General features: G+C 68.4%; 13 protein-coding genes. 7 read left to right on the top strand and 6 right to left on the bottom strand.

Annotated features, from left to right (window positions below):
• Positions 1-21: 21 nt before the first annotated feature.
• The 5 genes from IG84_RS0111935 to IG84_RS0111915 form a co-directional block, all read right to left on the bottom strand.
• The gene (locus IG84_RS0111935; RefSeq protein WP_063761783.1) at positions 22-579 is read right to left on the bottom strand and encodes a nucleoside-diphosphate kinase; all 558 of its coding nucleotides are present in this window, start codon (positions 577-579) and stop codon (positions 22-24) included.
• Positions 576-1,595, bottom strand: coding sequence for a thymidylate synthase (locus IG84_RS0111930; protein WP_031054794.1), 1,020 nt, complete (start codon positions 1,593-1,595; stop codon positions 576-578). The genes IG84_RS0111935 and IG84_RS0111930 overlap by 4 nt, the downstream gene beginning before the upstream one ends.
• A gap of 695 nt (positions 1,596-2,290) precedes the next feature.
• Positions 2,291-2,689, bottom strand: coding sequence for a DUF6415 family natural product biosynthesis protein (locus IG84_RS0111925; protein ID WP_031054792.1), 399 nt, complete (start codon positions 2,687-2,689; stop codon positions 2,291-2,293).
• Complete coding sequence (locus tag IG84_RS0111920) at positions 2,689-3,138, bottom strand: ATP-binding protein (RefSeq protein ID WP_031054790.1); 450 nt, start codon at positions 3,136-3,138, stop codon at positions 2,689-2,691. Before IG84_RS0111920 ends, IG84_RS0111925 begins: the two co-directional genes overlap by 1 nt.
• A complete protein-coding gene (locus IG84_RS0111915; RefSeq protein WP_031054787.1) occupies positions 3,138-3,650 on the bottom strand; it encodes a hypothetical protein in 513 nt (170 codons plus the stop codon). The genes IG84_RS0111920 and IG84_RS0111915 overlap by 1 nt, the downstream gene beginning before the upstream one ends.
• Positions 3,651-3,889: 239 nt before the next feature.
• Here IG84_RS0111915 and IG84_RS0111910 point away from each other — a divergent pair, with 239 nt between their 5' ends.
• The 4 genes from IG84_RS0111910 (at position 3,890) to IG84_RS41550 (ending at position 10,366) form a co-directional block, all read left to right on the top strand.
• Entirely contained in the window at positions 3,890-5,167 is a 1,278-nt protein-coding gene (locus IG84_RS0111910) for an NsdA family TPR-like regulatory protein (protein WP_169749870.1), read from the top strand.
• Positions 5,164-5,703 (top strand): GNAT family N-acetyltransferase, encoded by a 540-nt coding sequence (locus IG84_RS0111905; RefSeq protein WP_031054782.1) that lies wholly within the window; start codon positions 5,164-5,166, stop codon positions 5,701-5,703. The genes IG84_RS0111910 and IG84_RS0111905 overlap by 4 nt, the downstream gene beginning before the upstream one ends.
• 290 nt (positions 5,704-5,993) lie before the next feature.
• Positions 5,994-6,305, top strand: a complete 312-nt coding sequence (locus IG84_RS41555; RefSeq protein WP_051861628.1) for a trypco2 family protein — start codon at positions 5,994-5,996, stop codon at positions 6,303-6,305.
• A gap of 5 nt (positions 6,306-6,310) precedes the next feature.
• Positions 6,311-10,366 (top strand): trypsin-like peptidase domain-containing protein, encoded by a 4,056-nt coding sequence (locus IG84_RS41550; protein WP_031054779.1) that lies wholly within the window; start codon positions 6,311-6,313, stop codon positions 10,364-10,366.
• Positions 10,367-10,592: 226 nt separating this feature from the next.
• Here IG84_RS41550 and IG84_RS0111890 read toward each other — a convergent pair whose 3' ends face one another.
• Positions 10,593-11,006, bottom strand: a complete 414-nt coding sequence (locus IG84_RS0111890) for a pyridoxamine 5'-phosphate oxidase family protein (RefSeq protein WP_031054778.1) — start codon at positions 11,004-11,006, stop codon at positions 10,593-10,595.
• A 604-nt stretch (positions 11,007-11,610) separates the two neighbouring features.
• On the opposite strand from IG84_RS0111890, the gene IG84_RS0111885 reads away from it, so the two are divergent.
• The 3 genes from IG84_RS0111885 to IG84_RS0111875 are packed head-to-tail and all read left to right on the top strand — an operon-like array spanning position 11,611 to position 14,515.
• A complete protein-coding gene (locus IG84_RS0111885; protein WP_245659314.1) occupies positions 11,611-12,195 on the top strand; it encodes a hypothetical protein in 585 nt (194 codons plus the stop codon).
• A gap of 3 nt (positions 12,196-12,198) precedes the next feature.
• Positions 12,199-13,359 (top strand): MAB_1171c family putative transporter, encoded by a 1,161-nt coding sequence (locus IG84_RS0111880; protein ID WP_245659313.1) that lies wholly within the window; start codon positions 12,199-12,201, stop codon positions 13,357-13,359.
• Positions 13,343-14,515 (top strand): amidohydrolase family protein, encoded by a 1,173-nt coding sequence (locus tag IG84_RS0111875; RefSeq protein WP_031054771.1) that lies wholly within the window; start codon positions 13,343-13,345, stop codon positions 14,513-14,515. The genes IG84_RS0111880 and IG84_RS0111875 overlap by 17 nt, the downstream gene beginning before the upstream one ends.
• Positions 14,516-14,616: the final 101 nt, after the last annotated feature.

Genomic DNA, 14,616 nt, shown 5'->3' with positions numbered 1-14,616 from the left:
CTCCAAAGGCGGGGAAGGGGCTCACGCATCAGCGAGGGCGGTCCGGGAGGGGACGGCCACCAGCAGCTCGCGGCGGCCGGCACCGAACCAGGTGCCGAAATCGCGGCGCGCGGCGCCGCTGTCATCGGAGGTGTGCACGAGGTTGCGCACGAGGCGCTTCTCTGCGAGGGCGACTTCGAGGCTGTCGTCACCGAGGTCGCCGCGAATGGTGCCGGGCGCGGCCTGGGTGGGATCGAAGTGGCCAAGGAGCTGCCGCAGACGGGCGTGGACGCCGGGCTCGCCGTACGCGAGGGCGACCGTGACGGGCCGGTCGGCGTACATCGCGTCCAAGCAGGCGGGGATGTCCCTGCCCGGGTACCAGTCGGCGTCGACGAGCAGATCCCAGTAGTGCACGTGAGCCTGCCACGCCTGCGCCGTGAGATCGCGCCGGCCGGTGACGGTGCATCCCGAGGCGGTGATGCGGTCGAGCACCGCCTCCACCAGGCCGCGCTCGACCGCGTCCGGCTTGCACAGGATGACCGACCAGCGGGCGAAGTCGATGCCCTCCACGACGGTCCCGCTCGGCGGCTTGCGGCTCACTGCTCGCCTCCGGCGGTCGCGCAGGGCGGCCAGCGGTGCTGAAGGAGCCAGCGCAGGCCCGGATGCAGGGCGTCGAGCACGTCGCGGCTGACCGTGTCGGTGTTGTCGTGCTCGATCTGCCGGTACACCTCGAAGAGCAGTACGGCCTGCTGCCAGTACACGTCCACATCGAGGTGGGCGATGTCGTCCGCGCTGTACTGCACCTTGTTCGTGCGCAGCAGTTCCTCATGTTCGAGTACCTGCCGGATGGTGGCGGGCGTGGTCTCCGCCGACATCGCCGGGAAGGGGAAGTGCTGCGGAAGGCTCCGCATGTCTGCCTCGGCCAGTACCTTCCTGACGCGCTCGGCGTTCCTGTCGTTGACGTGCGCGGAACCGATGAAGTGGGTGTACGTGCCCAGCTCCAGCCCGAGCTGCACGGCCGCGTACTCCTGGATCATCGTGAAGCTGAAGACATCGGACAGCAGGCCACAGTCCAGGTCGTTGGCCCGCATGTTGCACACCATGTGCAGACGCCCGCCGCGCGCTAACAGGTACAGGCCGGCCAGGCACGCCATGTCGGGGTTGTCCCCGACGGCGAGCTCGGCGGGGGAGAAGACCGGGAGGTAGCCGCGCTTGCTGTCGGTCTCCGTGCGCAGCAGCTCCAGGACCCGGTCGAACGGCGAGACCGTATCGCCGACGGCCGGGTTGAAGAGGGTGTAGCCGTAGGCAGAGCCGCCGAGGTTGACGCCGTCGGGGGAGCCGGCGCGCATGGAGGGCGCGTAGTAGCTGATCATCTCCAGGTCACGGCGGCCGGCCAGGTACCAGAGGGCTTCGGCGAACTGGAAGATCGGATTGGTCTTGCGGGTTGCCAGGTAGGGGAGCCTCTGGCGGGGGTCGGGCAGTCGGAATCCAACACCGATTACCTCGCGGGCCTCGTTCCCGCGGGCCGCGATGTGGTGTTCGTGCTCGTCGGTCGCCAGCTTGAGCAGCGCCAGGTAGGCGCCTTCGATGCTGCGGAAGGTCGGGGGTGTGAGCATGCACGCTCCAAGTGGTGCGATCGGTGCTGAAGGGGGTGAGCGGGGAGGAAGATGAAGAGGTGCCCTCCCCGCGCGTTTCGTCCGGCCCCGAGCCTTGTGTCAGGTGCGGTTGCCGGGTGGTGCCCGTCCTCTCCGCCGCTGCCGTCACGCTGGGCGGAGAGGACGGAGATCAGACAGAGGAGACGCAACGGACTGCCGCGGCTTCCTCAGCGAGGTCGACGACGATGACTCCGCGCAGCTCGCGGACGAGATGGGAGGCCAGGATCCAACGGGTCAGCTGACGGTCCCGGTACGGCAGGGGGCGTCTGCCCCAGGCTTCTCACCGAGGTCGAGAGGCTCGATACCGTGGGGCCGTGGCGGTAGGGCGTTCCGAGCACTCGGTGCAGCCGTGGGTACCGGGCGCGGAGGGCGGACAGCCCTTTCCACGCGAGCCACCAACGACCTCCGGATGACGTCCCGTTCCCGGTTGGTCAGGTTGGGCTTCGCGGTCGTCGCGGTCACGTCGCATCTCCATGTCGCGTACATGAGGTGGTGGAATGCGGCGAAGCGCACGCCGATGGAATGGGTGCCCGGCGCTGGGGCGCTGCGGCTCCGCGGGGGATGGGTGCCGTGTTTTCCCAGCACCGGGCGGTCTGGAGGGGCCTGCGGGAAGCTGTCGCGCGGAGCAGACCACGAGGGGAGGTGTGGGGTGCATGTCACGACGCGGCGTCTCCGATCAGGCCCAGGAGTTCGTCGAGGGTCATGGCGTAGCGGACGAGGTGCCGGTAGGCCTGCTCGGGGCACGGACGCTGGGTGCTCAGGACGATCAGGCGCCGTACCTCATTGGTCGGGTACTGCGTCACGAGGTACGGGATGGCCTGCACGAGCGGAGGGGTGAGCTGCTGGAGCTGTTCCGTGATATTTTTGATCTCGTCCGGGGCGGGGCGTGCGTACTCGTCGAGCACGGCGTTCAGGCCGTCGTACAGCTTCTCCGCGTTGATCTCGTCGTACGCCAGGGAGCGGCGCAGGGCGAAGAGGAGTGTGCTCAGCGTCGGGGTATCGGTGGAGCACTGTCTGGTCAGTTCGCCCGCGGCTTCGCGGGTTACCGCGACCATCACGGCCTCCCTATGGGGAATGCGAAGGTGGCCCATGTCGTGGTCCCGTCGGGGCTGACGCCCCAGTCGTCGGAGAGGGCGTCGACGAGGAGGAGCCCGCGGCCGCTTTCGTCGGCGGCGTCCGCGCACCGCATCCTGGCCGGGGCAGGCGTTCTGTCGGTGACCTCGATGCGCAGTTCGTGAGTCGAACGCGTCACCCTGAGCCCGACCGGCCCCTGGCCGTGCTGGATGGCGTTGGTGACAAGTTCGGAGACGACAACGGTGGCGCTGTCCGCGAGGGCGTCCAGGTCCCAGTAACGCAGGTGCGCCGAGGTGATCCGGCGCATGTGCGCGACACGGCAGTTCTCCGGGAGAAAGGCCACATCGAAGCCGGCAAGGACCGCTGAAACGTGTTCCTGAGCCTGCCGCAGAGAGCTGCTGGTGCGCGTTGCCGCGTACTGTGAGGCCATCACCGCGGCACCGCCGTCGACTCTGGCGTCACCAGGGCGATGAACCCGAAGTGGTCTACGAACCAGTCGAGCTGCCGCTCGTACTCATCCTGGTGCGGGCTGATGACGGAGTAGGTGAGCGCCACGACACCGTCTGCGCGGCCGGACCGGATCTGCTGGCGTACGTAGCTCCACCCCGGCCGCGTCATGAGGTCGGTTACGCCGTGCCGGTCCGTGTAGGACTTGCCCGGTCCGACCTGCCATCCCTGCCGCTCCGCGAAGGCCCGCACCGCGTCCAGAGAGTGGGTGGGCTCTTGCCGGCCTGCGGTGAGTGCGTACAGGCACACCCGCGGGACGCGGCCCTTGGTGCGGAGCTGAGCGACGACCCGCTCAACGTGCCCGCGTCGCGCAGCCGCGAGGGATACGTAAGGGGCGGCCTTGACGCGGACCTGGTCGGGCTTCAACCACGCCTCGAAGTCGCGTTCCCGGTCGATCCAGGAGGTCTGAGTCCTGCGGGCGGTGCTCTGGCACATGCTTGGCCTCGGCTCGTATGGGACTGTGCGGGTGCTGGCGCGGTCCGGCGGTGACGCGAGATTCAGGTGTGCCCTGTGCGTCGTGTTGCGTTGCGTCGACCGGGCGCCGTGCGTAGCAGCTAACTCCCGGGCCAGCAGGCATGGTTAGGGGATCGCGGCCTTTACCGCCGCGTTGCCCCTAGGGGTTTTTGACTACCTCTTTACCTGACTGTGAGTCGGCAACGATCTACTGTGCGGTCATGGACGCCGCGCGTAACCAAGCTCTTGAGGCATGGATGAAGGAGCATGGCCATAGCTCCAACAGCCTCGCCAGAGCCGCGAATGCAGCTCTGGAACGTCTCACCGGCCGACCTGGCCGCTATGAGGGGCGCACGGTTCGGGACTGGCGTTCGGGAAGGGTCCGCTGGCCCAACGCAGCAACGCGACGAGCTTTGGAGGACGTCACCGGGTTGTCCGCCGTCGCCTTAGGCTTCGTGCCACGGGGGCGGCCTTCGCCCACTGCAGCCCCACCGCAGGAGGACCCCATGCACCGCCGTACATTCGTCGCCGGCTCCCTCACGGCGGCCGTGGCAGCCGCTGCCCCCGGAGCTTCCGCGCCCCGCACGATCGGCATGAGCGACGTCGAACGCCTGCAGCGCAAGTTCGCTTCCGTCGTCGCCAGCGACCACCGCCACGGCGGCCAACTCGGCATCGAACAGCGCGCCGTATCCCTCGCCGACGAAGCCCTGAACCTCCAGAACTCCGGCAGTGCCACTCAACGCGTACGCAGCAACCTCTACGCCACCGCGGCTTCGTTCCGTTCCTCCGCGATGTGGGCCGCCATCGACGGCCGCCGCTACCACGAGGCAATCGGTCACATGCGCGAAGCTCAGACCCTCGCCGAACTCTCCGGCGACCAGGCCATCAAGTTCCGCATCTGGTCCCATGCGGGCAGCCTCTACCGGCATATGGGCCGCCCCGCTGATGCGCTCGCGGCCAACGACGTCGCGCGGAACTTGCACATCACGCGCCGCGACCCCATGTTCGCCTCGCTCGCCGCGGCCCGGCAGATGGCCATTCACGGGGTCGCTCAGGATCGCCGCAGTCTGCGCCGAAGCTTCGGCTTGGCACAGGACGCAATGGGCCGCGCCGAGCCGGACACCTTTCGCCCCGTGTGGCTGCTGGCCTTCTACGACGAGGCCGAGCTGCACTCGCTGGCACTCACGGCCTACCTCGCCGTCGGTGACTGGCCCACTGCCGAGTATCACGCGCACCGTTGCCTCGCTGCGTTCAGGCCGCACATGCGCCGATCCCGAGCCATCGCCACCAGCCGCCTTGCCCATGCCCAGCTAGCACAGGGCGACGCCGACACCGCTACACGCACCGCGATGTCCGTGCCGGTCGATGCCGCTACCCAACACGCACGGGTTTCCCGCATGCTTCAGGAGTTCAGTGCTGCCCTGCGCGCCACCGCGCCGGGCAGCTCCAGCACACGCACCTGGACCGAGCACACCGCCGCCTGGAGGGCCACAGCATGACCTCGGCACCCGCCATCGAACTCCGCACGTTCACCGAACTCGACGCCGCCCGCGGCGACCTGCTCGATGTGTACGCGGAAGTGCGCGCCCCGCTGCTGCACCTGCCGAACTACGCCGTCACCGCGTTCGGTGAACGTCTGGACCGGCACGGCGCCGAGCCGGGATTCGCGGCTGTCCTGGCATACGCCGGTGACCACCCGGTGGGCTACGCCTACGGCAACAAGATCGAGGACGGCGACAGGTACTGGCAGCGCACCAGCCCGGCACCGGATGAGAAGTACACGGTGCAACCCGCCGTGGCCCTGAAGGAGATCGGGGTCCGTCCTGGGTGGCGTGGTACCGGAACCGCGCGGCGAATCCACGACACGCTCCTCGCCGGCCGTGACGAGCAGCACGTGACTCTCATGGTCAATGAGGCGGCGGGGGACGGGAAGGTCCACGCGCTCTACCGGTCGTGGGGGTACCAGGACATCGGGCACAGCCAGCCCTCACCGGCCTCCCCCCGCCTCACGGTGATGATCCGGCGCATCCGCTGAGTGTTGCCGGGTGCCACGTAGCTGCCGCAGACGCCCATTCGGCCGAAGCTGGCGGAGCTGCCGAACATCGACCTTGACGAGCTGGCCGTTCCGGTGGCCCCGCCATCGCCTCCTGAGTAAGCCGCAGGGTTGCCGCCACGAGATCACCACGACTCTGGGACATCGATGACATGATCCGACGCGAATTCCGAAGGGCGGGCACGTCAAGGTCAAACGAATCGGGTTCGCATACGAACAAGGTAGCCACCTGGCAGACTCGTGGATATCGACATACGTGGAGGCAGCATCTGATGAGCGATCCCGAGGGCGTGCCCCTGGCCGACTACATCCGCGTACTTCGCGATCAGTTGGAGACGGCACAGCAGGAAGGGGTGGTCCGCGGAGTCAAGTTCGGCGTCGAGACTGTGGAGCTGGAGTTCGAGGTCACGATGACGAGGGAGGCAAGCGGACGTGGCGGGCTGAAGCTGTGGGTGGTCGAGGCGGGCGCCGACGGCAAGCGCAGCGGAGGCCGGACACAACGTGTGCGGATGACGCTTACGCCCACCGACGACGCCGGCCGGCCGCTGTCGGTCACCGACCGGCTGCCCGAGCTCCCACGCTGAGGCCTGTGGTGGTGGACTCGCTCGCGGGACGGTGCGCCGAGGTCCTGGTCGAGCAGGACCTCGGCACAGGGTACGGCTCGGGACTGCGGCTGGCGACGTCCTTGGTGGTGACGGCCGGGCATGTGGTCGAGGACAGTGGTTCGGTCAGGGTGCGGCTGTCCGGCGGCGCCCCCGACGAGATCGTCGTCAACGGCCGGACGGTGTGGCGAGGTGCCCGGCTGGACGTCGCGCTTGTCGAACTCGCGCCGGACGTCCCCCTCGACGAGGTCGCTCCGATGGCCATCGGAGTGGTACCGGACGAGGCCGACGGGCGGCTTCCGTTCACCGCGATCGGTTTTCCGCGCCATCAGAGCTGGACGGACCCGGACACGGCGACCTGGCGCGACAGCGACCAGATCGACGGTGTGATCCCGCTCGGGTCGAGTGTGAAGCGGGGCCGTCTGCTGCTGCATCGGACGGATGGCCGCCGCCTGGAAGCGCGCGACTGGAGCGGTTTCTCGGGTGCGGGCGTCGTCTGTGAGGGGGCGGCTGTCGGCGTCGTCGTGGAGTCGGCCCACTCGGGCGGGCTGGAGGCCGTACGGCTGGCTGCTGTGATCGGCGCGTACGAGCCGCGCGCGGAAGGCGAACGCGAGCCCGAGCCGAGTGCCACCGCCGCGCGTGAGCTGCTGGCCTCGCATGGCGTCGTACCTGAACCCCTGCGTGGGCAGGAGCGGCGTCGTCCGGCTTACGAGGCGATGTTGCGCCAGTACGCAGCTCGGTGCGTTGAACTGACCGGCCGCGAGCGGGAGCTCGCCGACCTCCTGTCGTTCGCGACCGGGCCGGACCCCTACCTGATGCTCGTCGCCGGTCCTTGGGCCGGCAAGACGTCGTTGGTCACCCACTTCGCCACGGGGCCCCACCCCGGGCTGGACGTGGTGTCGTTCGTCATCTCCCGGCGTGATGGGCAGATGCGCGTCCAGCAGTTCCACCGGGCCATGTGTGATCAGCTCGCTGCCCTGCTAAGCGAGTTCCCGCCCGCCGAGCCGGACTCGGCCGCATTCCTCAGCCTCTGGGAACGCGCGATGCGGATCCCCGGACGTTCCCTGCTGCTGCTCGTCGACGGCCTGGACGAGAACGACTACCGCGAGCTGGCCGAGCCCAGTATCGCCGCGCAACTCCCGGCCGCTCTCGGTCCGACGGCACACGTCCTGGTGACCAGCCGCCATTCTGGCGTGCCGCTCGACGTGGACGGCAGTCACCCGCTGCGCACCTGCCGCCGCCAGGTGCTCACACCGTTCCCCGCGGCGACGAGCCTGCTCCTGCGCGCCCGCCAAGAGCTGGATCACGTACTCGCCGAGCCTGTCCCGCGCACCGTCCTGACCACGATGGCGGTCGCCGGCGGCGCGCTGAGCAGCAGAGACATCGCCTCGATCGGCAACGACTCCGCGTTGGCAATCCGCCGGACCCTGGAACGGGGGCTCTCCCGGGTCGTGGAGCCGCGCTCCGGTACGCCGCCCCGGTACACCCTCGCCCATGACATCCTGGCCGCCGCTGTCCAGGAAGACCTCGAACCTGAGGAGTTCGCCCATACCCGCGCCGCCATCGATGGCTGGGCCCTCGGCTTCGCCGCGGCCGGCTGGCCCGATGACACCCCGGACTACCTGACCGAGGCGTACCCGACCCTCCTGCTTACCGAGGGCGCCGGCCGGACGCTGGCAGCCCTGGCCTCCTTCGCTCGCTGCGCCCTGCTCCGCCGCCGGACCGACGGCGATCTGGCCGCGCTGTCCGAGCTGTCCCACGCCGCACGGCTCCTGGCGGCAGCCCCCGACTGCGACCTCACCCTGCTGACGCGAGTGTCGCTGCTCCGCAAGCGCATCGAGGACGACACCTTCACCGTGCCCTCCGCGTATCCGCTGTTGCTGGTACGCGGCGGGCGGGCCGAGGAGGGCATCCAGCTCGCCCGCACCCTGCAGAACGTCTACGTGCAGGCCGACGCTCTGCTGGCGATCGGCGAGCACCTGCTGGACACCCAGCCGATCGAGGCGCGGAACCTCATCCACGAAGCCATGGCCGTACCAGGCAGGTTGCACCTGGAGCAGATGGCGCACACGGTGCGCGCAGCCCTCGCGCTTGCACGGCGCGGCGAACCAGGCGCAGCCGACATCGCTCGCCGGGCCGTCACCGAGAGCGGTGACGAGCGAGGCTGGTTCCTCGCCGACGTCGCCGGCGCTCTGGCTGAGATCGATCCCGCGCTGACACGGACCCTCATCGAGGAGGCCATCGAACGCGTCGATGCCGAGGAACGCCCCGACTTCTGCGGCTTCCTCGCGTCGGCGTTCGCCATCCTCGGAGACCTCGACCGCCTCCTCCAGCACGTGGCCGACCTGGACCGGGACGGCAGGAAACGAGCCCTCCTCGCCGCCTGCGGCGATTACTTCGCCAAGGGAGGTCGCCGAAATGTACCCGACGCGCTCCTCACGGCCCTGAACCAGGAGTTCCCCGCCTCCGAACTGGTGGAATCGGCCGCCTACCAGGACGAGGACCGGGCCCGTCAGCTGCTCGCCATGGCCGCCCCGGATTCTCCCGAGCACGACCTTGCGGAGCTCACCTATACCGCCCTTGCCGCCCACGGCCTCGATCCCCGACAGCCTGGTGCCTCCGACGAGTTGCTCGCCGAGTCCGCGCCGTCCGCCCGGGCCAATGGCCACCTCTCGCTGGCGGTCTCCCTGGCCCGGGACGTCGCCGACCCCGGCATCCGTGCGGACTGCCTCGCGGAGATCGCCCTGACGCTGCTCGACTCCGACACACCCCAGGACGCCGCTCCCGTGGTACGCGAGGTGGAGGTGGCCCTTGACGAGACCAGGAACACGCCGTCCCCGACCGTCCTGGCGGCCTTCGCCCGGGCCGCCGGCACCGCAGGCCGAACGGACCTGGCCACGCCGGCCCTGGAACTGGCCCTCCACACGCTGCTGCAGGACAGCGACGACACCCGTGACAAGTGGGACGCGAAGGCTGTGGCAAGCGCAGCCGCCCGCCTCGGCCACCTCGACCACGTCCTGAGAATCGCGTCGGGGTTCGAGGAGGCAGACCAATTCGACCGCATCGGCATCCTCTTGGACGCCGCGAGGGCCGTCGAAGGGCACGGCGATCACCGCTCAGCCGACCTCGACCTGCTCATCACCCAGGTGACAGAAGGCATCGAGAAGTCGACGGACCCGAGCGTGTCCGGCTGGCGTACCGACGTCACTCACGAACTCATCTCTCTCCACCTTCGCGCCGGGCACGCCGACGCGGCCCTCGATCTGGCCCGTCGGCTCCCGAAGATCGACCTCCCCGGCCGCACGCTCAAGCTACGCGCGCACCTACTGTCCGACGACATTCCCGGGGCGATCTCCCTGACCCGCGAAACGGCCCTGCCCACGTCCGCGAGTTCGCCGCAGTACCTCGCCCGCTGGCAGGAACAGGCAGCGGCGATGATCGTCGAGATGTGCGACGCCGGCCACCAGCGCCTGTGCCGCGACATTACGGCGCAACTCGCCGCAACCGCAGACCCGGGCGTAACACTGGACAGCGGTCTATGGGTCCGTCCCTGGCTCACCGCAGCCTGCCAGGCCACCGGCCTCACCGAGGACTTCACCCGCCTTCTGGACACGCTGCGGCACGCCGTCCTGGTCACGGGCGCCCACCACTCGACGACCGCCGTGCCGCTGGAAGCAGTCGTCCGCCTGCGCCTCTGGGGTCGCTACCACGCCGAAGCCCGCCGGCTGACCGGGGTTCTGGCCGAGGGCGTTCTCACCGACCTGGTCAAAGCGATGCTCGACGCGGGCTTCTTGACCGAGGCCCTCCCCCTCATCGACGACCTCCAGGACGATCACGGCTACTGCCTGGCCCTAGCCGCGGCCGTCAGCTCCCCGCCGCCCATCGACCTGGTCAAGCGCTCCCTGGCCCACGGCTTCACCGAGGACGTCATCGCCCCACTGGCCGCCCTGGAGCCGGCGTGCCTGCAAGAGATCGCAGCCCAGCTCGGGGTGATCCGGCCGCCCGCCGAACAGGTGACGCTTCGAGCCCCCAGGAACAGTTGACCGCCCCGATCCGTTACCCGCGGCACCCGTGTCGTGCATCTGACTGGCCAATACGAGTCGGCATCACTGTCGGCTGCTTGGGCGAGCGCCGCGTGGCAGGCCCCGACCGCAGCCAGGGCGTAGGCGGGTATGGGCCGAGGCCGGAGTTGCCGCCGTAGCGCTTGCCCACGCTTACGCCGTGGCGGCGGTCTGTCTGCTCCGTCTGTGCGTGAGTCCGAGCTGTCACCTAGGACAACGTCGCGCGACCCATCGCACGCTCGATCGCGACGTTGATCACGACGCGCTCCGGATCCGGGGCCGGCGTGCGCCCGTACCGCGCGCCGTACTGCTGAACGGCGTCGTCCACCGCGTCGGTATCGGTGAGAATCTCTGCTGTTCCTTCCAGAGTCGCCCAGCGGCCCCCGTCTACCTGGCAGAGGGCCACACGCGCCCCGCTGGGCTGTGCAGCCTGGATGTTGGCGACCTTCTTACTTCCTTTGCGAGTGATAACTCGCGCGACGCCTGCATCAGCGTCGACTGTGACGCCCACTGGTACAACGTGTGGCCGTCCGTCCGGCCTGATCGTCGTCAGCGTGCACAGATGGTATTCGTTCCAGAACTTGAGGTAGTCATTGCCTTGGTCGTGGAGCACCTTGGACATGGCTGAAACGGTAACTCTTGCTCTTGCTTGATCCGGCCGAGAGTGGCCACGCGCACAGAACGCCTTTTCGGGGCGCATATGGGGCGTCTGGGTGTCTGGGGTCGGCGCTGACGCCCGAAAGTCTCGGATTGGTAACGATCCTCAAGCTGGGGCTACGGCTGAAATGAACATGACGGGCATCTGAAACGCCAGCGCATGGATGTAGGTCAACGATCAAGTGTCCTGTTCATGCTTTTTGTGCGAGTGGAGTGTGCGTCGAGATGTGGGTTGCGGCATCGATATCGAGCCCCGATCTCGTGTACGGATCACGTATCGTCCGCATGTGGCGCCCGACGCCCCGCTGAAGTGCCCAGTGGGGCGTCATTGCTTGTTCGCGGTAGTGATCATGAGGCGCCTTCTGGGGGTTTGGGCGGAGTCCATGACCCCGTTCAAGCCGCTACAGAGCGGTGCGTTCCGACGTACCCCCGACGACCGCGTCTGCCGTGCATGCGCGGTGGCAAGTTGGACGGGGATGGCTCGCCTGGCTCCCGAGAGGAGCTGCTCGGCCGGTACGGAAGGGACTCGAATGCGATCGGGTACGAGTGGTCGCGATCTTGCTGGCGGCATGGCCCATCTTCGGGGTGCGGCGTCGCGCTGGTGGAGGAGTCGCCGGCAGCAGGTACCGCCGACCGCCGAGGCAGAGCTTCTCCATCGGATGCGTCGAGAACTCCGTGACCTCGGCATCCACCCGCCGCTGCACATGGCCCGCCTGTGCCAGGCGCTCGGGGAAAGACGGGGACGTCCGATCGAGCTGGAAGCGAGGCAACTGACCACACTCGGCCCCTCGGGGCTGTTGGTCGAAACGTCTCGACGTGACGTGATCATCTACCAGGCCGAGACGACACGGCTGCACCAGGACCACATCATCCTTCACGAGTTGGGACACATCCTGGTGGCTGACGACGCCGGTGATGAAGAATCCGAGGATGCCGTCGAGACCTGGGCAGGTCTGATTCCGGTGTTCGAGAACGAGATGATCCGCCGGGTGACCCAGCGCTGCTCGTACGAGTCGGAGGAGGAGTGCGTCGTGGAGGCGGCAGCGACGTCCCTGCTGGAGTGGTCTTCTGTGGAAGGCGCCACGCCGTTGGCGGAGGATCCCTCCCTGCGCAGGGTGCAGTCGGTCGTCGGCGACCAGCGCGGTTGGTGGTAGCGCGTGTTCCATCTGTTGCTTCTCGTCCCGGCCGCGGCTGTCGTCTGGAAGCTCTACCAGCTTGCGCGGCATCCGAAGGATGCGCCCCTCCGCTCGGTGACGCTGTGCCTCGTGACCGCAGTGGCCTCCTACCCCTTCGCCTTGCCCAACGCTGCTTCCGAAGCATCGATGAGTGCCGACCATGGAGCAGGGAAGATCGCACAGAACGTGCTGCTGCTGGGCACGGTGTACTTCCTCATGTGTTTCTACCTGTACTCGGCAGACGAACAGGCCGGCGGACGCCGGGCACGTAGGGAAGCGGCCGTGGTGGTGATGGTCGCAGCACTTTTGATCGCCGACGCAGCCACCGTCCCGCACGACGTCTTCGCCGGCTCGTACAGCACGGCGGACATGACCATCCCCCAGGTCGCGTTCTTCTACGGTCTGGCAGGCGCGTACCTGATGTATGCCCTGGCCATCGCGGGGAGGTGGACCCGGCGCTGTGCACGCCAGTCGAGCCGACCACATTCCACGGGTCTGTGGATGGCCGCTGTCGGGCTGAGCGCGATGGCCGCCGCGTGCCTGGTCAGAGGTGTCATGATCCTCATTCGCTGGCGCGGGGGGATTGTGCCGCAGCAAGTGACGGCCGCCGTCGCGTTCTTCCTCGCTGTAGCGATTGTGCTGTTCGTCGTCGGTATCACCTATCCCGCCGTCCGCACGCGGATTACCTCTGCGCGTTTGTGGTTCCGGCACCGTCGAGACCACCGCCGCTTGGCGCCGTTGTGGCAGCTGCTGGCCGAGGCGTATCCCGACAACGTCCTGAAGCCCTGCTCCGATGACCCTCGCGAGGCACGCCGTGCGCGAGGCGTACACCGGCGGTACTACCGCCGCATGGTGGAGTGCCGAGACGGACTCGTTGACGTCAGCCCCTACCTGGCCGGGGGAGAGGACGAAGATGGACTCCTCGACCTCACTCCCGAAGTGCTGGCCGACAGGCTCCGGCGAGCCGTGCAACGCGTTGAGCAGGGGACCCCAGCGCCACGGCACGCAATGCCGCTGGCCATCTCTGATGGAAGAGATCAGGAATCCGATGTCCGTCAGCTGATCGCCATCTCCGAGGCCCTCAGCTCATCCAGTCAACAGCCGACCGACCGAGGAGAACCAGTCGATGCTGATCACCGCTGACCGAATCCTGGGGAGCACCGGCACGTACCTGGAGGACGGCGCAGTCCTCACCGACGGCGACGAGATCATCGCGGTAGGCCCCAGAGAAGAGATCAGCCGGCAAGCAGGACCTGACGTCCGGCGTGTCGAGTTCGCCGGCACGGTCATGCCCGGCCTCATCGATGCCCACGTGCATCTCATCTTCGACGGGAGCCCGGACCCCGTTGCCGCACTACAGAACAGCGACGAGGTACTGCTCGACCAGATGCGGCATCGGGCTGAGCAGCTGCTGCGCAGTGGCGTGACGACGGCGCGTGACCTGGGGGACCGCAACGGTCTGGCGTTCAGGATTGCTGAAGAGGTCGAGGCCGGCCGGCTGTCTGGCTCGCGCATCCTCGCGGCCGGCACCCCGGCGACGCCGCCAGGCGGACACTGCTACTTCCTTGGCGGAGAGGTCACCGGTGAGAAGCAGGTCCGTGACCTGGTCCGGCGCAACGCCGAAGCCGGTGCCGCCGTCATCAAGGTCATGACGAGCGGGGGAGGGCTCACCAAGGACGGCCCACGCAGCTGGCAGAGCCAGTTCTCTCGCGAAGAGCTGCAGGCCCTGGTCGAGGAGGCCCACTCTGCCGGGCTGCCTGTCGCCGCGCATGCGCACGGAACGGAAGCCATCACCGAAGCCGTCGACGCCGGCGTCGATACCCTCGAACACTGCACGTGGATGACCGAGGACGGATTCGATCTGCGTCGCGATGTCCTCCAGCGCATCATCGACGGGAACATCACGGTCAGCACGACCGTGAGCCCGCACTGGCGCATGCTGCCGAAGGTCTTCGGTGAGGAGCGCGCGAACCTCATGTTCGACCAGATCCGGCAGATGGCCGACGCCGGAGCCAACATGATCGCGGGCACCGACGCTGGGGTCCAGCGCACCGGCTTCGACGGCCTGCCCGGCGCGCTGACCTTTTACGCCCACCTCGGCATCCCGAACAGCGCCATCCTCGACATGGCGACCCGCCGGCCTGCCGAGACGCTCGGACTCGGTGAGGTGACAGGACGAGTCGCCCCAGGCTTCCGCGCTGACCTCCTCCTCGTCGACGGTGACCCGCTCCAGGACCTCGAAGCACTGCAGCAGGTCCGGGCTGTTGTCGCCGACGGCCATATGCACGGCCAGGAGTAGGACGGGCGGGCGTTGTGCAGGTGCCACCAGGTCTCGGCAGCGCCCGATCTCTGTAGCCGGGGGGCGCTGGATTGCGTGCGGTCCGTGTCCGGGCTCGTCCG

Source organism: Streptomyces ochraceiscleroticus (assembly GCF_000720485.1).
Lineage (GTDB): Bacteria > Actinomycetota > Actinomycetes > Streptomycetales > Streptomycetaceae > Streptomyces > Streptomyces ochraceiscleroticus.
This window is presented reverse-complemented; position numbering and strand designations above follow the sequence as displayed.